The organism is Bacillus infantis NRRL B-14911, from assembly GCF_000473245.1.
Classification (GTDB): Bacteria; Bacillota; Bacilli; order Bacillales; family Cytobacillaceae; genus Bacillus_AB; species Bacillus_AB infantis.
On sequence record NC_022524.1, the window covers coordinates 2,641,338 to 2,659,316 of the forward strand.

Annotated in this window: 23 protein-coding genes and 1 riboswitch; of the genes, 10 read left to right on the forward strand and 13 right to left on the reverse strand. The window is 43.6% G+C overall.

The genetic code is table 11. The features are described 5' to 3' along the window. The 3 genes from N288_RS13350 to N288_RS13360 form a co-directional block, all read right to left on the reverse strand. Positions 1-522 (reverse strand): DinB family protein, encoded by a 522-nt coding sequence (locus N288_RS13350; RefSeq protein WP_009793363.1) that lies wholly within the window; start codon positions 520-522, stop codon positions 1-3. A gap of 153 nt (positions 523-675) precedes the next feature. Next, positions 676-933 (reverse strand): hypothetical protein, encoded by a 258-nt coding sequence (locus tag N288_RS13355; RefSeq protein WP_157638551.1) that lies wholly within the window; start codon positions 931-933, stop codon positions 676-678. Positions 934-1,065: 132 nt separating this feature from the next. Continuing rightward, positions 1,066-1,254, reverse strand: coding sequence for a hypothetical protein (locus N288_RS13360; RefSeq protein WP_022543976.1), 189 nt, complete (start codon positions 1,252-1,254; stop codon positions 1,066-1,068). A gap of 139 nt (positions 1,255-1,393) precedes the next feature. On the opposite strand from N288_RS13360, the gene N288_RS13365 reads away from it, so the two are divergent. Next, positions 1,394-1,567 carry a DUF4083 domain-containing protein gene (locus N288_RS13365; RefSeq protein WP_156917013.1) on the forward strand — a complete coding sequence of 58 codons (174 nt, stop codon included), beginning with the start codon at positions 1,394-1,396 and terminating at the stop codon, positions 1,565-1,567. Between the two features lie 36 nt (positions 1,568-1,603). Here the strand turns inward: N288_RS13365 and N288_RS13370 are convergent, their stop codons facing one another. Beyond that, a complete protein-coding gene (locus N288_RS13370) occupies positions 1,604-2,173 on the reverse strand; it encodes a DUF6434 domain-containing protein (RefSeq protein WP_009793359.1) in 570 nt (189 codons plus the stop codon). A gap of 151 nt (positions 2,174-2,324) precedes the next feature. Between N288_RS13370 and N288_RS13375 the strand changes: the two genes are divergently transcribed. Both N288_RS13375 and N288_RS13380 read left to right on the forward strand, forming a co-directional pair. After that, a complete protein-coding gene (locus tag N288_RS13375; RefSeq protein WP_009793358.1) occupies positions 2,325-2,828 on the forward strand; it encodes a DUF2243 domain-containing protein in 504 nt (167 codons plus the stop codon). Beyond that, entirely contained in the window at positions 2,815-3,615 is an 801-nt protein-coding gene (locus N288_RS13380) for a cytochrome c oxidase assembly protein (RefSeq protein WP_035402279.1), read from the forward strand. The genes N288_RS13375 and N288_RS13380 overlap by 14 nt, the downstream gene beginning before the upstream one ends. A gap of 57 nt (positions 3,616-3,672) precedes the next feature. Here the strand turns inward: N288_RS13380 and N288_RS25685 are convergent, their stop codons facing one another. The 4 genes from N288_RS25685 to N288_RS24335 form a co-directional block, all read right to left on the reverse strand. Then, positions 3,673-4,521, reverse strand: coding sequence for an STAS domain-containing protein (locus N288_RS25685; protein ID WP_022543978.1), 849 nt, complete (start codon positions 4,519-4,521; stop codon positions 3,673-3,675). Positions 4,522-4,753: 232 nt separating this feature from the next. Continuing rightward, positions 4,754-5,587, reverse strand: coding sequence for an STAS domain-containing protein (locus N288_RS13390; protein ID WP_009793355.1), 834 nt, complete (start codon positions 5,585-5,587; stop codon positions 4,754-4,756). 104 nt (positions 5,588-5,691) lie between these two features. Further along, on the reverse strand, positions 5,692-6,603 hold the full coding sequence (locus N288_RS13395) for an aminoglycoside phosphotransferase family protein (protein WP_009793354.1): 912 nt from the start codon (positions 6,601-6,603) through the stop codon (positions 5,692-5,694). After that, positions 6,603-7,499 (reverse strand): alpha/beta hydrolase, encoded by an 897-nt coding sequence (locus tag N288_RS24335; RefSeq protein ID WP_022543979.1) that lies wholly within the window; start codon positions 7,497-7,499, stop codon positions 6,603-6,605. The genes N288_RS13395 and N288_RS24335 overlap by 1 nt, the downstream gene beginning before the upstream one ends. 362 nt (positions 7,500-7,861) lie before the next feature. On the opposite strand from N288_RS24335, the gene N288_RS13405 reads away from it, so the two are divergent. From N288_RS13405 to N288_RS25170, 4 genes are all read left to right on the forward strand, one after another. After that, positions 7,862-9,112, forward strand: coding sequence for an MFS transporter (locus N288_RS13405; protein ID WP_022543980.1), 1,251 nt, complete (start codon positions 7,862-7,864; stop codon positions 9,110-9,112). Positions 9,113-9,251: 139 nt separating this feature from the next. Continuing rightward, positions 9,252-9,764, forward strand: coding sequence for a DUF3231 family protein (locus N288_RS13410; protein WP_022543981.1), 513 nt, complete (start codon positions 9,252-9,254; stop codon positions 9,762-9,764). Between the two features lie 617 nt (positions 9,765-10,381). Continuing rightward, entirely contained in the window at positions 10,382-11,131 is a 750-nt protein-coding gene (locus N288_RS13415) for a class I SAM-dependent methyltransferase (protein ID WP_009793350.1), read from the forward strand. A 97-nt stretch (positions 11,132-11,228) separates the two neighbouring features. Then, positions 11,229-11,390 (forward strand): hypothetical protein, encoded by a 162-nt coding sequence (locus tag N288_RS25170; RefSeq protein WP_022543982.1) that lies wholly within the window; start codon positions 11,229-11,231, stop codon positions 11,388-11,390. A gap of 159 nt (positions 11,391-11,549) precedes the next feature. On the opposite strand, the gene N288_RS13420 is transcribed toward N288_RS25170, so the two are convergent. After that, positions 11,550-11,993, reverse strand: coding sequence for a CBS domain-containing protein (locus N288_RS13420; RefSeq protein ID WP_009793348.1), 444 nt, complete (start codon positions 11,991-11,993; stop codon positions 11,550-11,552). A gap of 254 nt (positions 11,994-12,247) precedes the next feature. Continuing rightward, positions 12,248-12,386, reverse strand: a riboswitch (cyclic di-AMP (ydaO/yuaA leader). A 369-nt stretch (positions 12,387-12,755) separates the two neighbouring features. Between N288_RS13420 and N288_RS13425 the strand changes: the two genes are divergently transcribed. After that, positions 12,756-12,941: a hypothetical protein gene (locus N288_RS13425; RefSeq protein WP_035402415.1), complete on the forward strand. Its 186-nt coding sequence runs from the start codon at positions 12,756-12,758 to the stop codon at positions 12,939-12,941. A gap of 164 nt (positions 12,942-13,105) precedes the next feature. On the opposite strand, the gene N288_RS24340 is transcribed toward N288_RS13425, so the two are convergent. Beyond that, complete coding sequence (locus tag N288_RS24340) at positions 13,106-13,882, reverse strand: LysM peptidoglycan-binding domain-containing protein (protein ID WP_009793346.1); 777 nt, start codon at positions 13,880-13,882, stop codon at positions 13,106-13,108. A gap of 409 nt (positions 13,883-14,291) precedes the next feature. Here N288_RS24340 and N288_RS13435 point away from each other — a divergent pair, with 409 nt between their 5' ends. Continuing rightward, the gene (locus N288_RS13435; RefSeq protein WP_022543984.1) at positions 14,292-14,483 is read left to right on the forward strand and encodes a hypothetical protein; all 192 of its coding nucleotides are present in this window, start codon (positions 14,292-14,294) and stop codon (positions 14,481-14,483) included. Positions 14,484-14,516: 33 nt separating this feature from the next. Here the strand turns inward: N288_RS13435 and N288_RS13440 are convergent, their stop codons facing one another. Both N288_RS13440 and N288_RS13445 read right to left on the reverse strand, forming a co-directional pair. Next, positions 14,517-14,993, reverse strand: coding sequence for a hypothetical protein (locus tag N288_RS13440; RefSeq protein ID WP_022543985.1), 477 nt, complete (start codon positions 14,991-14,993; stop codon positions 14,517-14,519). A gap of 25 nt (positions 14,994-15,018) precedes the next feature. Further along, the gene (locus N288_RS13445; protein ID WP_009793342.1) at positions 15,019-15,480 is read right to left on the reverse strand and encodes a hypothetical protein; all 462 of its coding nucleotides are present in this window, start codon (positions 15,478-15,480) and stop codon (positions 15,019-15,021) included. A gap of 325 nt (positions 15,481-15,805) precedes the next feature. On the opposite strand from N288_RS13445, the gene spoIIP reads away from it, so the two are divergent. Further along, a complete protein-coding gene (gene spoIIP, locus N288_RS13450; protein ID WP_050767291.1) occupies positions 15,806-16,939 on the forward strand; it encodes a stage II sporulation protein P in 1,134 nt (377 codons plus the stop codon). A gap of 49 nt (positions 16,940-16,988) precedes the next feature. On the opposite strand, the gene N288_RS13455 is transcribed toward spoIIP, so the two are convergent. Then, positions 16,989-17,849, reverse strand: coding sequence for a DMT family transporter (locus N288_RS13455; protein WP_009793339.1), 861 nt, complete (start codon positions 17,847-17,849; stop codon positions 16,989-16,991). Positions 17,850-17,979: the final 130 nt, after the last annotated feature.

Sequence of the window (17,979 nt, forward strand, 5' to 3'; positions counted from 1 at the left end):
TCATGCCTGCCCGTCCGCAAGCCTTTTTATAAGCTTAATCTGACCTCTATGGCTGACTTCATCCTCGATGACGTGAAACCACATCCAATAGTGATTATATGCCAGCCCATTTTCCCAGTGATGATCCTTAAGGAGCCAGGCTTCATCTGCGTCCTTCAGTTTTTCCAATGTGTTTCTCCGGACTTCATCAAGTTCAGCCAAGTAAAATGCCAGATCATTGCCTCTATACTTTTCTCTGGCCTGGTTTCCCAGTTCCAATGCGGTTTCCCATTTTCCTCTTTCATCCTCATTTAAGTCCCTTTGCTCAAATGTTATGATGGTGTGGACAAATTCGATCGCAGCCATGTGCATCAGCAGGGCACCGATTGAATTAGAGGCCTCTTCGATCAAAAAATCGAGCCGGAATTGATCCAGGCCCTGGATTTCACTAAGTGTTACAGACCTGGAATGTTCAAGCATACTCACCACATCAGCAACTCTGCTGCGGTATCCTGCAGCAGGCTTTATCCGGTAATCAATCAATAGAACTCCCCCTTAAACATCGACTATTATCATCCTATCAGTCAAGCAGAAAATGATAGACTGACTATTGGAGAATTTACAAGGTATACTTAAATGGACCATATGATCCACTAGTACTGCACGGCATATTAAAAACGGATTCCTCGAGTGAATCTATCCTTTTTTAACCGCAATGATTGCTGCGCATTTGGATGTGAGTAAAATTTCCGCTGAAGCCATTAAAGCATGATGAAACCCGAATTCCCGCACTGTATCAGGCTTTCCCTTCCATTCCTCAGGAAAATGCTCTTCAGGCGTGAAATCATCCATAAACAGCACCCCATTTTGATCCAGCATTTTTATCAGATCTTCACCTTCTTTTTGTTTGGCTGAAGCAGCATCAGCAAAAATTAATTTGAATGGCCCGTGCACCGCTGCCTCCTTCCAGTCGCCATGAAGAAAAATTGCCTGTTTATGATGAATGCCGCCTCTGACTTTTTCTATCCTCTCAAATGAATTGTCTATTGATACCAATTCAGCTTCAGGTGACAATCCCGAAAGAATTCAGGCGCTTCCAACACCAAGCCCTGTTCCGATTTCCAGAATTCTTCCTTGGCCTGCCTGAGCAGCCATAACAGACAGTAGCCTCCCAGCTTCATCTTTGCATGATTGTTCAAAGCCTTCATTGAACGCTGCCTCTTTTCTTTGCCGTACTATGTCCGGAATACCACGATCTGTATATTCGTTTATCATGAAGTAATCCCCTTTTACAATTGTCATTACCTTACCAATCAAATTTTTAGTGCTGCCCTAAATCTTTCGTTTGTAAATTATATCCCATCAATAAACAGGATAAATGCTATACTGGAAAAAAAGAAAGGTTGTGGAAAGAATGTTTAACGGTGGAGATCTTATATTCCAGATTCTTATGTTAGCCGTAATGGCTGGAATGGTTTTTGCTGTCTATTTCCTGGTCCGCTGGATGGTTATAGGAAAACCCGAATCCAAAATGGAGCAGAAACTGGACAGAATCATCGAGCTGCTTGAGGAGGACAAAAAAAGCTAGCCTCCCCTGCCGGCCGGCCCGGAAATATGGAGGAATCTATTTCGGGGACTTATATTCATTGCTTCCTGGCCTGCTTTTAATTAGCATCCACGCTGCAATAGCCTCAGCTCTGCTTTTCCCCTGGTTTTTTTGGTCTGCATAATAATCACGGATAAACTGGTTGTATTCGAACTGCCGGCCAATCTCACTCTTATACGAAGGATCCTTTTTCCGGCTTTCTTCCTCGTGCCACGCTGATACAGCATCATTATAGGTCTTTCCGGGATTATGCTTAAAATAATCTTGTATGTAAGTAGAAAAGTGAAAATGTGAACCTATGACACTCTTGAAAAAAGCACGGACTTCCTGTGAGCAAGTATGATTTTCAGAAATGACAGTATCAAGGCTTAATGGGGCTTTGGCTGCACGTGGCTTTGGCCTTCTTTTTATTATTGGACCTTTCTTCTCCCCTGTAGTCAGATATATCCCAATCCTTTCCGACAGCTCCGCCTTTCCGCCTGACGTACTCATCCCTTCTTTCCTGCAGAAAGCCTGAAGCTCTGTTTTCAGCCAATAATATTCACTGAATTCTTTATAGCTTATTTTACTGGTAAGTTCCGGCCTCATTTAACCCTCCACTATTTTTATTTACATTACCATTATAGAACAAACGTTCTTTTGAAACAAGGTTTAAGGAAAATAATTCCACTGCTTAAATATGCGTTATTATGGGTAGATTGGTGAGAAAAGGACTTTTTAAAGGATAGGAGGCTGGCTGATGGCAAGAATGGACAAAACCCTTTCCCAGATCCAGGCCAAGTTTGCCGGCAGGAATCTGGGTTCTGGTGCTTTGTTTGGCGTTGGTCTGGCAGCTTTTTTGGATGAAGCTGTTTTTCACCAGCTTTTACACTGGCACCATTTTTATGACCTTTCCACCACAGCCGCAGGACTGGTTTCTGACGGATTTTTTCATGCTTTCAGCTGGTTTGCTACGGTAGCAGCTTTATTTATGCTTGCAGACCTTCGCCGGCGGGCAGCCTGGTGGCGGAAGAGATGGATGAGCGGCGTCATGCTGGGTTCAGGCGGCTTTAATTTTTATGACGGGACTATCCAGCATAAGTTAATGAGAATTCATCAAATTCGCTATGAGGTTGAAATATTGCCTTATGATCTGGTTTGGAATGCTATTGCGCTCTTTTTCATTCTTTTGGGAACCACGCTTTTCCTGAAGACGAACAAACAGCTGCGAAGGGCAGGTGCTGCACCAGATGCACGGCAATAGCCATCAGCACCACGAAGCAGTGGGTAGTACTGGGTTAAACGCTTCCCAAGGTGCCCTTATTGTGTTTTTTGTTTGCCTGCTTCTCATGTACCTTGCAGTCCAATTTTTCGGGAAACGTGATTGGCCTTTATACAGGACAGCTCTCTGGGCTGCCGGAATCCTTTGCTGTATAGCGGCGGCAGGTCCAATAGCTTCCTGGTCCCACAATCATTTTCCGATGCATATGATGGGCCACCTGCTCCTCGGGATGCTCGGCCCCCTGCTGATGGTCCTTTCCGCACCTGTCACATTATTTTTGAGAATGCTGCCTGCCCGATATGCGAGAAAGGGGGCCAGATTGCTAAAATCGCGCTTATTTAGGTTCGTTTCCCATCCGGCAATTGCGGCAATCTTAAATATTGGAGGGCTTTGGCTTTTATATACAACCGATTTGTTTACAAGGATGCATGAACAGCCTCTGCTTTACCTGCTGGTGCATTTGCATGTTTTTCTGGCAGGATATCTGTTTACGGCTTCGTTTATCTCAATTGAGCCTTCTCTGCATAGAAAGAGCTTTATGCTGAGGGCAGCCATCCTGATTACAGCCCTGGCCGGCCATGGCATATTATCAAAATATCTATACGCCCATCCCCCGGCAGGTGTATCAATTGATCAGGCTCAGAGCGGCGCAGTCCTCATGTATTATGGCGGCGATTTGATAGACCTGTTCATCATTATTTTTTTCTGCCTTGAATGGTATAAAGCGAGGCGCCCGAGGGAAGCCGGAATTGGCACCGCACCATCTTAGCATCGAGGCGCCGCAGAAAGAAAAGAGCACTGCCAGCTGGGCAGTGCTCTTCTCTTTCTATAGAACGTTTTGTTTATTCAGACGCGTCAGCGCCTTTTTCAGGCTGCCAAGGAAGACAAGCCCGTCCACCTCAAGTCCCAGATTAACCATAGTCTGTGCTATTTCAGGACGGATGCCGGTAAAGATCACCTTGATGCCAAGAAGCTTGAGTGCATCAGTTACTTTAAAGAGCTCATTGGCCACCATTGTGTCCACGATCATCACACCTGATATATCAAGAATCAAGTGTGAAATACCCAAATCTCTAGACTTTTCAAGTGTTTCTTCCATCAAAAGCTGTGCCCTGTCAGTATCAATATCACCAATCAGCGGGAGGATGGCCACAGAGTCTGTGATCGGGACAACCGGTACAGAAAGCTCAAGGAACGCCTTTTTGGAATTATTCAATGTTTCTGAATACGATCTCACATATGCCAGGCTGAAGGCATGGACCGCCGTATCCAGCAGTGGATCGATTGTTTCTATAATTTCAAAAACGGTTTCTGCTGCCAGTTCATTTTTGAGAACTTCTCTTTTGATTACTTTCCATATGTATTTCCTGTATAAAGCCGTATCCATGAGGGCCTCATCAAGCGACACACCTTGAACACACAGATTTTTCCCTGTTTCGGCTCCCCAGTTTTCAAAAACTCCTGATACTTCTTCCCCTTTGGATGACTTGATAAGACTGTCTCCAAACATGCTGATAAAAGCAGCTCTTAAATTCAAAATCTCTGTTTCATATTTGCTGATTTCTTCTCTTTCTATATCTGTCAGATCAGCGAATCGCTCTGTTTGGACCTGTTTGGCAATCTGCATTTTTTCCTGGTTAATTCTTTCCCCTATGTGTGCAAGTTCTCTTGTCATAAGCTCCCCCAACATGAATATACAAAAAATCTTTTTTTAGTTTATTTTATATTATTATAATGCTACCATTTCAAATTTCCTAGCTTTTCGATAACTAATTATGCTTTTTTCCAATATACCTTTAACCGTTTTTTTGGATGATTAAACACTTTTTGAAAAATATATATGCTGCCGGATACCTGTGAAAATACAGAAAAGGAAGCTGCAGAATGACAGCTTCCAGAGGGTGGATTTATTTAAGTGAATTGATGGCTCTCTCCAGGGTGGAAGTAACACTGATCCTGTCGAATGAGATTCCCAGCTGCACTGCCGTCTGGGCAATTTCTGGCCGGATGCCAGATAAAGTGCTCTTCACGCCAATCAGTGTAAGCGTCTCTATCAGCTGAAAAATCTGATGGGCAACCATAGTATCAATCATGACCACCCCTGACAGGTCGATGAACAGATGGTTAACCTTTTTCTCATTGCATTCGAGCAGCGTGTGCTCAAGGATGAACTTGGCTCTTGCCGTATCGATATCGCCTACAAGCGGCAGCAATGCTGCATTATTATTAAGCGAAATGACCGGCGAGCTGAGTTCATTGATCATTTCCTGGCTGGCCTTGAGTCTGGCCTCAGAAAATTTATGGTTTTCCTGTGTGAACCAGGTCATCACCTTGCTGAACGCCTTGATGATCAATCTGTTCCAGGTGTTGATCTGCTCCTGAGTATACTTGCCTTCATTTTCTCCGGTAAATTTTCCAACCAAATCAAGATACTGTTCCTGGGTGTTAAAGAACTCTCTTAAAATAAAGTGGACTGGAGTGCTCAAGTGCTCTTCATCCTGGGCTATAGAAAGAATCCACTGCTCAAATTCATGGAAAAACTGATCTTCATCCATGATAAAAATTTTGCAAAAATGCTCGTGGAAATCATGATTTTGCTGCTTGATTGTACGAATAACATTTGGATTGGTCGAGCTGTATACTCCTTTTGGATCACTTTTGTCCAAAGAAGCATACCAGTCTTCTGTTAGCTGCCATGTTTTATCTACTAAGTATTCATGTAAATCTTCATTTCTATGCATAGCTTCCCCTGAGACCTCTCTATTTAAGATATTTTTCCTTTACTATTGTAGCATTTCTGCTTACAAGGGTCATCTTTTAAACTGCATTGGAAAGTTAATTCCTTTCAGGCATTCCTGCTTTTGTTGAGCATCTCTTTAAATGCCCAAATACTGTTAAAAAAAGAAGGTTCGCAGCGGCCATTTTCTTTCCAGCTCCATGAAGCCGAGAGGATCGAATGGGCATATCCCCAGCTGATCAGCTTATCCCTTTCCAGGCCGGCTTTCTCAGCGAATAGGTTAATCCTTTTTGAGATGATAGATTCAGCATTTGTTTCAGGCAGCCGGTTGAGAAGGTACTGTATAACATCATATTCCTTTTCTCCGATCAGCCCTTTTGGATCGATGATAATCCAGCCATTTTTCCCGCCATCCAAGATATTATAGTGATGCAAATCTCCATGAAGAAGGAAATTGTCTGCTGTATTCCTTATGTTCTCAGCAAATATGCTGTTTGCTTCATTCAGCATTGAAGCTGTTATTGGTCCCAGCCCTTCCGGATTTTCACGGAGAATCCGCTGAAGACTTTGATGCCGCTCCTCCATCCCAGGCAAATCAGACGAATCCTGTGCAGGAACCCAAAGGTTCTTCATCAGATTTGCGGCAATCCCAGCGGCTTCTTCGTCGTCTACAACTCCAGCGAGAGTTGAACCTGGGGACACCTTTTCAAGGAGGAGAATGCCTTTTTCCACGTCAGCTTCAAATATTTTCACGACGCCCGGCCCTTTAAGCTGCTCCAGGGCATATGCCTCTCCTTTTGATTCCCCGCTGGGTACGGAGAGTTTCAGAACTGCCTCTGTTCCATTTGCCATGATAACGGGCGCCGCAAAATTATAGGAAAGCTTATAATACTCCCCTATTTTAAGCTTCCACCGCCGCTCGCATTCTTCTATTAAATCATCAAAGTTAGAAAGCCATTGTATGCCTTTCTCTTTATGTACATTTATAATGGTTCTTTTAAACGCTTCTGGCAAGTCCATTAAGAAGATAGCCTCCCTGATTTGAAGCTTTTATAAAAAGATATGACGGCGTCTGCAGCCTGGAAGGGAAACTGCAGCCAAACATACGCATGCAGTGAGTCGGGGATATAGGTAATGTAATGTTCCCGGATAAGGGAAGAAAAATGCTGGATGCTTTTTTCCGCCAGTCTGTTTTCAGACTCCTCCTGGCTAGGCAGAAAAAGAACAGGACAGCTGATTTTACAGTAATAGTCTTCCAGCCTGATATCCCAGCATGACGAAATAAAGCCGGCTAGGACATTCTTTGTAAAGCGATTCGCGAAGTGTCCGTTTACTTTTTGTTCCATCGTGCTTCTTATAAATGTTTCTGTATGTCTGTTCCAGATTTTAGCTTCCTTGAATTCTCCTTTCATTGACGAAAGATACTCTTCAGCTGACGAGTAAACAAGCTCTTTTTCATTATAAATGCTTGCCAGGAGCTCTGTTCTTTCTATCTCTGCCTCTTCTTTTGTTCCTTCCAGCAAGCTGTATTCACCCCAGCGATCATATAAACCGCCTTCACAAACAAGCGACTGGACCATTTCGGGATGGGAGGCTGCGATGCTGAGCCCCACTTCTGCCCCCATGGAGCTTCCAATGATATGGCAGCATTCAATGCCTAATTCATTTAAAAGCAGGATGATATCATCAGCCATTTCTTCAATATGGTAGCCGCTTTCAGGTTTTTCCGATTTACCATGTCCCCTCATATCCGGTGCAATCACACTATAGTCTGCAGAAAAATGCGGAAATATTCCATGCCATGCCTGCCATGTTCCTCCGCTGAAATGCAGGCACAGAATGACTGGTTTTTCAGAAAGACTATGAGCCACATTCAAACTTATACCATTTGGCAATTGAACTCTTCCTTCCTTCATGACAGTCCCCTTTCCCGTTCTATTCTCGAATTAGGGTAAATCCCCATTCAACCTTAATGATTATTTTAAACTTTCTGTAATCAATTTCAAATCAATAACCTCTGCTGAATATGTCGATTTATTATTCAATCCCTCCTCTTGCCTTCCCCTCTAGATTCCGGTAATATATGTATATTAATTTACCGGAAGGGTGACAAAAGGGCGATGAACAACTAATTCTTTTTGGAAAATGTTCGTAATTCATTTATACGATTCTTTTCTGGATAGGATTGGTGCATCCCTTTGTTACAGTAAGCAGAATCCCTCTGCTCTGCTTTACACCCAAGGAGCCTCCTGACCAGAAAAAGCCAGGAGGTTTTTTTATGACAGAAAATATGCTTGCAGAAAAAGCAGGCTTCGGAGCGCTGTTTCAAAATCGCGTTATCAGAACCATCCTGCTGTCCGTCTTTTTCCTGCAAATCGGGATCTGGGTCCGAAATTACTCAATCCTTCTTTATGTAATTGAAAAAACAAATGAAAACCCGGTAGCCGTGTCTCTTATATCAGTCGCCGAATTTGCGCCGATCTTCCTGTTTTCTTTTATCGGAGGGACATTTGCAGACAGGTGGAGGCCGAAAAGGACTATGGTATGGTGCGATTTATTAAGTGCTTTGTCCATATTTGCGGTGCTGCTGACCTTGCTCTTCGGAAGCTGGAAAGTGATCTTCTTTGCGACGCTTGTTTCTTCGATCTTATCCCAATTTTCCCAGCCTGCCGGCATGAAGCTTTTCAAGCTGCATGTACCGGCAGAATTGGTTCAGATGGGAATGTCTATTTACCAGACTGTATTTGCGCTTTTCATGATTCTTGGACCGATTATCGGAACCTTTGTCTATCAGCGTTTCGGAATCATGACAGCCATTGCTGTTATGGGTATAGCTTTTATCCTCTCTGCCCTCATTCTGCTTATGCTGCCAGCTGACAGGGAATTGGATGAAACATCTGAAAGAAAATCACTGTTCCAGGAAATGAAGGATGGCTTCCGCTATGTCTGGAGCAGCAAGCCGCTTACCCTGCTCGGAGGCTGCTTTGCGGCTGCCGGCCTTGCTATCGGCCTTACCCAGCCGCTGGGCGTCTTTCTCATAACTGACAGGCTTGGCCTGCCAAAAGAGGAACTGCAATGGCTGATGACTGCATTTGGAGCCGGCATGATACTTGGCGGAGGCATTACTATAGCTCTTTCCAAGAAGGCTCAGCCCCAGCTGCTTCTTGCGCTTGGAATGGCAGCCAGTGCACTCGGCTTTATAGGAATGGGACTGTCCACCGCTTTCTGGCTCACACTTGCTGCACAATTTTTCTCCGGACTGTTTATGCCGTGCATCCATATCGGCATTAATACGATGATTCTTCAAAATACAGAAGAAAACTTTATCGGCAGGGTCAATGGCATCCTGAATCCCCTCTTTATGGGAGCAACCGTCATTACCATGTCGATGTCCGGCTGGCTGCTCAGCAAGCTTTCCATCGTACTGATTTATGAAGCTTCAGCTGTGCTTTTGGCGGTTGGAATTCTTATCCTCCTGCCAATCATGGGCAGAAGCTCCGTTAAATCCGGGGTGAGCGAAAAGATTTAATATCAGCTTGAGGCGATTTAGCCTCAAGTTTTTTTTCTTTTTAAAAAGATGAAATGAATTCCAGGCAGATTGGCAATACTACCCTTGTGCTTAACAGAAAGGCGGCACTCTGATGAGAGATAACTTAAGGAGGTTTATGATGGGAATTTTAAGCGGCAACCCGAAGGAAGAACCGTTGCATTATGGCGAAGTATTTAGTATCTGGTCCTCCCAGCTTGCAGGAAATGCGATGATTGCAGGATATCAGACCATGATGAACCATGCAGGTGACGGTGATCTTAAGAAGCTGTTGACTGAAGCGATTGAACTCGGCAAAGAAAATCGCAGGCAGGTAGAGGAACTGCTGAAAGAAAATGGAGTAGGCCTGCCGCCGGCACTGCCTGAACGGCCGGATGCGTGCCTGGATGACATCCCGGTTGGCGCAAGGGTTTCCGACATGGAAATAGCGGGAACACTCTCAGCTGACATTGCCGCAGGGCTAGTTGCCTGCAGCCAGGTTATAGGTATGTCGATCCGTGAAGATGTAGCCATGATGTATGGGCAGTTCCACACACAAAAAGCCCAGCTTGGCGCCAAGGTTTTGCGTCTGAATAAAGAAAAAGGCTGGCTGATCCCTCCTCCCCTGCATCTGTCTAAAGGGAAGGACTGCTAACTGCTAATCCGGTTCAGCTGTCCAGATTATGAGCTTTACTTTACTAATAAAATCAGTCTTGAGCCGTATAAAAATACAGCCGGGGCTGATTTTTGATTTCTGCAGAATTTCTTACACTAATAATAGAAAATGAGTGATAAGGATAACTCTGATATGTCCGATAGTCAAAATAAGCTTGTTTGCTCTGAATTGTATTTCCATGGGTTATGCTTGATCGCGCTCTGGCTGCTGTTTTAATCATTGTTTCTGATAAGGAAATATTGTTTTTAGAGCTTCTTTAATAAACATCTGTTTTAGCATGATCAGCTAAGTGTCATTCAGGCGTTTCTTCCTTATTGCCTCCTTCACAAAAGCGAATACTTCCTTTTGTCCTGACTAGTCAGTCCGGCTGGCAGTCTTCTTGACATGGAATTATCCCAGGTTGCTTTCCTGGTTACATCTGCTGCTTTCCATTACTCGCCATCTCTATGACACTGCTGAAAATCTTGCTTAAACAAAGCGAATAGACTAATTTTCCCTTAGATTTAAAGGAGAATATTGGAAGTGCACCGAATATTGATAGAGGTTCCTCAGGTCAGCATGAGAGCCTTTTTATAATTGGATAAAGGATGATACTTATGAAAACAGAAATTCTAGAGAAAAACAAAGAAAGCTGGAACCTTTCAGCAGAGCGCTTTTTTGGCCGAAATCCGCTCCCTGAGTATGGTCCCCTGGCCCCTGTAGAAGATGAACTGAACCTGCTTGGCGACCCTGCCGGGAAAAAGGTGCTGGATATCGGCTGCGGCAGCGGGCATTCTCTTCTCTATATGGACGGGCGGGGTGCGGCAGAGCTTTGGGGCATTGATTTGTCGCCGAAGCAGATTCAAACGGCACAGCAGGTGCTCGGCGGTGCTGCAGCGCCAGTAAGACTTTTTGAATCCCCTATGGAGAATGATCCGGGGCTCCCTGATCAATATTTTGATATTGTCTATTCCATCTATGCTCTCGGCTGGACAACGAGCCTCGAGGAAACGCTGGGTAATATCCACAGGTTTTTAAAGCCTGGCGGCACTTTCATTTTCAGCTGGGAACATCCATTTTTCAGCAGAATCCGGTGCAAAGATTCCTCCATTATTATCGATAAGCCTTATCACGAAGAAGGCATTTATAACCATGAGGGGTGGAATACGCCTGCTTTTATGCAGCAGTATAAGGTAAGCACCTATATCAATGCGCTGGTCAGCCAAGGTTTTAAAATCGAGAGAGTGATAGAAGAAGCATGCCTATCTGAGGAAGACAGGAAAAGGCACAGCAACCGCTGGTATTCCTATGAAAAAGCCCAATTTCTTCCGACAACTATCATTATTAAGAGCACAAAAGCTATTTAAAGGATAAGAGCCGGGTACGCCCATGAATCTTACTGCTTCATATGCAGCATCTTCACCGCTGCTTTGTATAGTCTTTTGTAACTATATGGGATTAAGAATGATTAATGCGGAAACCGGCATGAATTATGGCAGATATGGAAAGATTATTGCCGAAACAGGCCCGATTATAGGCATATCAGGAATGATTGTGAAGGTATCCGGAATGATCGTCCTTAATTTTGATGTAATCTCTTTAAATGTCGGGCGAAGCAGCTTCTAGATGTAATGCTCACCCTTCATTTTAAAGACTTCCCCCTAAAATTGATGCCATTTTCCAACGGAACAATGCAATCCCAGTATCAATCCTCCCCTAACCCCTGCCGCGCCAAAAAGTCCATACAAAATTGTATGGACTTTTTTTCTAAATAAAAGCGGCTGCTTATGTTGTCTTGCTCTGCTCCCCGGGAACAGACAAGTCCCTTTCTTTGAAGCTGCCTGCCAGATAATCGATAATTTCCCTTCTTCGGATCAATCCTATGAATACGCCGCTGTCGTCAGTAACAGGGACAAAATTCTGATTTAGTGATGAATTAATGATTTCTTCCATCTCACTGCTAACTAGCACTGGCTCATATGATCTATGAAGCGGCACATCCTTCAGCATCACTCCCTGGATCTCATTAAAGTCGACCCTGCCCATGCTTTTGAGCTTCCATAACAAGTCTCCTTCCGACAAGGAACCTACATACTTTCCTTCTTTATTTAATATCGGAAAGGTTGTATAACGGTGATACTCCATTTTTTCCATGGCTTGCCTCATTGTCCAATGGTCGTAGACAAAAACCAGTTCATTTTTAGGCAATAAAAAAAACGCGATATTCATTACAGCTGATTCTCCTTCTTCTTATCAGTGAACACCTGCAGCATTCAATCCGGCTTAATGGTTCCCTTGGGGTTATTGGGCACAAACTGTCCCTTGGCAATGAAAATGCCTAAACAGCCACATTCCTTTTCTTCCCTGAATACAGCCGCTCTAAAACGTACGCAGGTAATTTACAGCACAAAAAGACCTATCCTGGCTCCAGGCAGCTTCTGCAAATTTGGATGCAAGGGGCTGCTCATTAGGCGGTCTAAAATGACCTCACTCGCTTTAGCCGACGAAGTTAGCTGACGGGCAGGATGGCGAAAGATCATTCTCATCCCTCCTGCTTCCTGCAGGATTAGCCCCAAAAATTGGTTCCTCCGCTCTCAATATGAGATTAAGCCGATTCATTTTTCAGGTGTTGAAATAATTTTACTTCCAACTTTCCGTATAAGCAAATTTCTGCATATCCCTTTTTTCATCTGACTTTCAGCATTCTGCAGAAAAATGAGTGAATCCTCTATTCTACAAAGACATCACCATGTTTTCAACCCGTTTATTTCTTTTTTTATTTCTTTTTTATTTCTTTTTTATTTTCCGTTGACAGCCATTAAGTTCGTGAGTAAGATAAGGCAGAACAGGATTTATTATTGGAAATCATGACTTAAAAATCCGGTTTCTCCTCCTCTGTTTTTGTATAAAACAAGAGGATCTGAGAATAGGAGAAACCATGATGGAATGCATGCATTATACCTTTTAAACACCACAGCAACGGGAGGATTTATGGGAAACACTTGCCGATATGTCATTAATGCAGTTGGAAAAGGCGGAGAAACCTACTATACGCAATGCAAAGATAAAAAAGAAATGGAAGAATGGATTTCTGAGCATCAGGACCGGATAGTGATGGAGGAAATCAAGGTGAAGGACAAAAATAAGCATCCGCTGCTGAAGCTGTTTTCAAAATAAAGCATAACACCCTATAGACTTGTACGATAGAGAGCTTGCTGAAGCTCTCTATTTTCTACCTAGCCATTCTACTTTCACTTAAGCAAACATTGCCGAAGAAGTCTGGAAATAATCATGGGGAATGGCAAGGGAGGGGACCGCTGGATCCCCTCCCTTTTTCATTTTCAGTATGCTTTCACGCTTCCGAGAATCGAGATCATCGTCCCGTAAACCTCTTCTGATTCCTCCTGGTTCACATAATGAATGGTGAATCGAAGCAGCTTCCCGTCTACATTTTTGACAATGATGTTTGCCTGGTCAGTTTTGTTATGTGCGTGCAGCACCATCATACTGTCTCTATAAAATGGAAGCTGTACTGGTTTCATGTCTTCAGGCTTGCCAATCGTCCTAAGATATTCCAGAGAATTTTTCTTTACTTCATCCATTGCTGATTTTCCGTCAAGAACTTCCACTCTGGCAAAATACCGGCTATTCTTCCCATATTCCAAAAGGAAGCGGCGCGGCTCTTCTGCATGAAATGTGTAACCTTTCTTGGGGGAAACGGACAATTTCACCTTTTCAGCATCATATGAAGCAATACTGCCTTTATTGACTGACAGATTCTGCCCTATTAGGATCAGGTCGCTCCTCAGTCCGTTTATTTTCTTGAGTTCAGCGACACTGAGACCGTATTTTTGTCCGAGTCTCCAAAGTGTGTCTCCTTTCTTCACTGTAATCTTTCCGGGAACCTCCAATCTGCTGCCTGCATAGATCAAATCGCCCTTTAATTTATTGAGATGCTTCAGCTGTCCGACTGTACTGCCATATTGCCTGGCAATGCTATAGAGAGTGTCCCCTTTTTTGATGGTATAAAATTCTTCAGCAGATGCAGTGCCCTGGCTGAATGTTAGAATGCCAAGGGCGACAAGCGCTGAAGCAGCCAGTTTTTTTACTTTTTTCATTTTAGAATCCCCCTTCTGTCAATCTTGTTGTATTTTGCCTTCACAACAGATTAGACGGGGAGAACAAAGAACCGTTTCAGAGGGACAAGCCCATTTTACTGAAAGCATGATATCTTGTTATACGGCTTTTTTCTTATAATTTAAGTACGGAATGTACTTTTCCAATATTGATCGCAGGTTATTATCAAAACGCAGAACTAATATCGACTATTCCAGTTCCCTGGTTTCTTTTCAGAAGGATGGCAAATATTTCATTTAGGACTGAGTTCTTTTTCAATAAGATGTTTTTTTGCAGAAGAAAGATTAGAGAATAATTGCCGGGGTAAAAGTATCTTAGCTTCTCATTTATTAAGTGCTTTTCGCCAGACTTCCTTTGTATAAAGGAGGATTGGCGGGAGGTGATTAATTTTTGAGAAAGGCGTACAGCATAAAAGATCTGATAGCTTATCTGGATATGAAAGATTATCCGCTGTCTGAGGAGGCCATTCTGGATCTCATACAAAAACGGAAACTCCCCCATCAAAGACCTTTTGGCAGCATGATCGTTTTTGATCTGGATCATATAGACTGGTGGGTAGACCATCAGCGCAGCAATGGTTAGCTGTCAGCAGGCCCCGCTCTCTAAGAGCGGGGCTCAGTTCTGTTCACTGGGATCGGAACTTCGCAGCTTTTCATAAAGCACTTGGAAGCCATATAAAAGGACTGCTCTGAACTGCTGAAGCAGGATGAATTGCTGCTTAGTCATTTTTTTGAGAGAAGCAATTCCTGTCCACTCCAAAAACCGGACGCCTGGGAATGCATATAAAATATGAAGGACAAAATTGACGATCATATAAAAACCAAACTTCCCGTACATATACTTCAATACCAGAAAGGACAAAACGAAATAAGGACCGATAACAAATGGTACATCTCCTCTTATCTTAGGATGGATACTGGATTGGAAAACCCACCACTTGCGTTTTGCTGCAGGTATATTCATGATCACTGCAATGGTACATATGAATATAGATGCCGGAAGAAATCTTTTAAAAGACCTCTTTCCTATCAGGGGAATACTAGCCCAGGAAAGAAGCATCATCACAGCCAAAAGCAGTCTTTGCCGTTTCATATAAGCACCTCTTTTATGGAACAAACTATTTTGCGCCTTCCAGTTTACGTACCCATTTATAATACTGAATCAATAAAAAGAACAAAATTGGATCAGCAATGGCAGCATGCCACAGCTTCCACCACCCGTAGTGAAAATATCCCCACGGTTCAGGTAGCAAAGTGAAATATTCGTAAAGAAGAATGGCTATCACCCAGAAAACTACATAAAATATCCTTGTCAGTCTATCAGAGCTAAAAGGATAGCGGCTGAGAAAGAGGACATTCACCGGGGGAAGCAGCAGTGTGTGTGCCAGCAGTCCGCCAATATCAGGATCCAGGCTGAAATACCAGTATCCATGGAGCTTAAATTCTATGATAACGTCAAAGGTTTGCTGAAATGCAATCGTAAATGCCCATATATGCAGCTTTTGATTGCCAGTCAGGGTTTTGCCGAACTTTACAGCTGCGATATTAAAAATGATAATTGAAATGATTAGTCCTGCCATATCTTTTCCCTACTTTTCAATCAGCAGGATTCTGCTTTTTTTTATTATGGCATTGTTAAACTTTGTTGTTGATTTTGGGCTCATTTCAGCTGTACTGAAATGCGTGTGAAACAGACTTTCACACGAATGAGCCCAAAATCAACAAGGTACACTAACATAGCCTTTATTATAAAATCTCCTCATTGGCGGCAGGTTATTCATGTGATGTTCAGATAGAGCCTTTCACATTCTGCAGGCTCTTTCCCCGTAAAACTTTACAAATCATTGTCCCCTCATATCGCATACTCTCGTAAAAATGAGCATATGGTGAATTGAGGTGAATTTCATGATAAAAGTTGTAACAGTAAACGTTAAACATTACAAAGATCTCATCTACCTACTAATCGCGGCCGCCGTTTTCCTCTTTTCTATCATTATCTACACTCAATTCAGCTCAAAGTCACTGGAGCGCGTCATGAGAAATATTGAAATCAATGAACTGCTGACTTATTTTATCAGCTCGGCCAATCATTCCTTCGCTCCTGACAGCGATCCTTTCACATTTGAAAATGTGACAGATGCCTTATTTTCCCTTGCCACTAATGTAAAGCCTACGGATGCCCGTACCTTTCTCGGGACAGAGCTTCCCGGCCTTGTTTATTTTGATACAGAAATAGTGGTTGCCGGGGAAGGAACAGATCTTTCCACCCTACCATTTGAATCAGCACCTCCAGCAGAAGTACTCATGAATGAGCGTGAAGTTGCAGAAGAAAAGCTGCAGCAGCCTGTGGCGGACAAGCCGGCACAACCGGCCAAAAAGCCTGAAAAAACAGATGTGCTGATTTATCATTCACATAATATGGAGGCCTTCCTTCCGCTGCTGAAAAATACAAAAGACGCCAATAAAGCCGTAACTTCAGATGAACGGGCCAATGTGGTCGGACTGGGCAGCAAACTTTCAGATGCACTCCTGCAAAAAGGGATCGGAGCATCCCAGGATAAGACCAATATTAATAAAGAATTGCTTAAGAGAGAGTGGACCTACTCTTCTTCCTATAAAGTATCCAATGAAGTTGTCCACGCTTCTGCAGAAGCAAATCCAAATTTGAAATATTTCATAGACATCCACCGCGATTCTGCCAGGAAGGATAAAACGACTGCGACGATCAACGGCAAAACCTATGCACGTCTGTATTTCATCGTCGGCAAGGAAAATAAAAATTACCAGGCCAATCTGGAATATACAAAAAAACTGAATGCGAAGGTTGAAGAAAAATACCCGGGCCTCAGCCGTGGAGTATTCTTAAAGACAAAGCTTGAAGGAAACGGGGTATATAACCAGGATATATCCAACAGAGCCATTCTGGTAGAGCTTGGCGGGGTCGATAATAATCTGGAGGAACTCCACAGAACAGTTGATGCTTTATCTGAAGCTTTTGCAGATATCTATTGGGACGAGAACGGCGGCAGCAAGGAGTAATCCGCCGCGAACAGAGAAAAGCCGCACTTCTGAGGTGCGGCTCTCTTTGTTAGGTACTGCTCTTTTTGAAAGTCCAGTTGACAAGAAAAATCCCGAGAAAAATAAGTGCTCCTCCGGCATAGACATACCAATGGACAGCTTCCCCCAGCAGAAGCCATCCGGACAGCACGCCAAAGAATGGGGCAAGGAAAAGGAAGGCACTCGTTTTCCCCGGATCTCCTTTGCTTAATAAATAAAACCAGACAGCGAATTGGACAATAGATGCCATCAAAGCGAGCCATACAACAATGAAGATTGAAAGCGGAGTGATGTGCAGCTCAATCTTTTCCATGGTCAAGCTCATAAGCAGCAGGACGATTCCTCCGAAAAGAAGCTGATAAGCTGTCAAAACCCAGGTATTGAATTGCCCTCCCCACCTTTTAATAAGCAAGGTCGCGATTGCCCATGAAAAAGCTGCCCCAAGACCGAGCAGGGTGCCTGATTCCAGCCGAAATTGAAAGCCAAGTGTCAGGATCACACCCAGAAATCCAGCAATGACGCCTATCCATTGAATCTTTGTATATTTTAGGCCGAAAATGATCGTGCCCAGAACAACAACAATCAGCGGATTACTGAACGTAAGTATGGATGATTCCCCGGCAGTGATGGTCCTTAAGCTGAGAAAAATACACCCCATCACCCCTGCTGTCTGAAACAGGCCGATCGAGAACACCTTCAGCCAGTCTGGCAATGCACTTGGCCGCGGCTTCCGCTGTACAATGACTGCCATCAGCACCCCGGCAATGGTAAAACGAAGCCCTGTCAGCATAAGGGGGGAAATATAATCAAGTCCGATTTTACCTATAGCAAAGGACGATCCCATAAGAGAGGTTGTCAAAAGTACCAGCAGCATATAAGTGAGGCGGTTCATATCAGCATCCCCCTGTTAGTATTAACTCTATGTACACTTATCTATTTTACAGGCAGACAGGCAGACAGCGTCAACAAATCCGTTTGCCGCCGGCGTAAAATAAGCAGGACCCTGATTTCTGGTCCTGCTG

Excerpts from the sequence above, each read along its gene's own strand:
- N288_RS13360 (WP_022543976.1), bottom strand. The coding sequence starts at position 1,254 with ATGATAAACGAATATACAGATCGTGGTATTCCGGACATAGTACGGCAA.
- N288_RS13365 (WP_156917013.1), top strand. The coding sequence starts at position 1,394 with ATGTTTAACGGTGGAGATCTTATATTCCAGATTCTTATGTTAGCCGTA.
- N288_RS13370 (WP_009793359.1), bottom strand. The coding sequence starts at position 2,173 with ATGAGGCCGGAACTTACCAGTAAAATAAGCTATAAAGAATTCAGTGAA.
- N288_RS13375 (WP_009793358.1), top strand. The coding sequence starts at position 2,325 with ATGGCAAGAATGGACAAAACCCTTTCCCAGATCCAGGCCAAGTTTGCC.
- N288_RS13380 (WP_035402279.1), top strand. The coding sequence starts at position 2,815 with ATGCACGGCAATAGCCATCAGCACCACGAAGCAGTGGGTAGTACTGGG.
- N288_RS25685 (WP_022543978.1), bottom strand. The coding sequence starts at position 4,521 with ATGACAAGAGAACTTGCACACATAGGGGAAAGAATTAACCAGGAAAAA.
- N288_RS13390 (WP_009793355.1), bottom strand. The coding sequence starts at position 5,587 with ATGCATAGAAATGAAGATTTACATGAATACTTAGTAGATAAAACATGG.
- N288_RS13395 (WP_009793354.1), bottom strand. The coding sequence starts at position 6,603 with ATGGACTTGCCAGAAGCGTTTAAAAGAACCATTATAAATGTACATAAA.
- N288_RS24335 (WP_022543979.1), bottom strand. The coding sequence starts at position 7,499 with ATGAAGGAAGGAAGAGTTCAATTGCCAAATGGTATAAGTTTGAATGTG.
- N288_RS13405 (WP_022543980.1), top strand. The coding sequence starts at position 7,862 with ATGACAGAAAATATGCTTGCAGAAAAAGCAGGCTTCGGAGCGCTGTTT.
- N288_RS13410 (WP_022543981.1), top strand. The coding sequence starts at position 9,252 with ATGGGAATTTTAAGCGGCAACCCGAAGGAAGAACCGTTGCATTATGGC.
- N288_RS13415 (WP_009793350.1), top strand. The coding sequence starts at position 10,382 with ATGAAAACAGAAATTCTAGAGAAAAACAAAGAAAGCTGGAACCTTTCA.
- N288_RS25170 (WP_022543982.1), top strand. The coding sequence starts at position 11,229 with ATGATTAATGCGGAAACCGGCATGAATTATGGCAGATATGGAAAGATT.
- N288_RS13420 (WP_009793348.1), bottom strand. The coding sequence starts at position 11,993 with ATGAATATCGCGTTTTTTTTATTGCCTAAAAATGAACTGGTTTTTGTC.
- N288_RS13425 (WP_035402415.1), top strand. The coding sequence starts at position 12,756 with ATGGGAAACACTTGCCGATATGTCATTAATGCAGTTGGAAAAGGCGGA.
- N288_RS24340 (WP_009793346.1), bottom strand. The coding sequence starts at position 13,882 with ATGAAAAAAGTAAAAAAACTGGCTGCTTCAGCGCTTGTCGCCCTTGGC.
- N288_RS13440 (WP_022543985.1), bottom strand. The coding sequence starts at position 14,993 with ATGAAACGGCAAAGACTGCTTTTGGCTGTGATGATGCTTCTTTCCTGG.
- N288_RS13445 (WP_009793342.1), bottom strand. The coding sequence starts at position 15,480 with ATGGCAGGACTAATCATTTCAATTATCATTTTTAATATCGCAGCTGTA.
- spoIIP (WP_050767291.1), top strand. The coding sequence starts at position 15,806 with ATGATAAAAGTTGTAACAGTAAACGTTAAACATTACAAAGATCTCATC.
- N288_RS13455 (WP_009793339.1), bottom strand. The coding sequence starts at position 17,849 with ATGAACCGCCTCACTTATATGCTGCTGGTACTTTTGACAACCTCTCTT.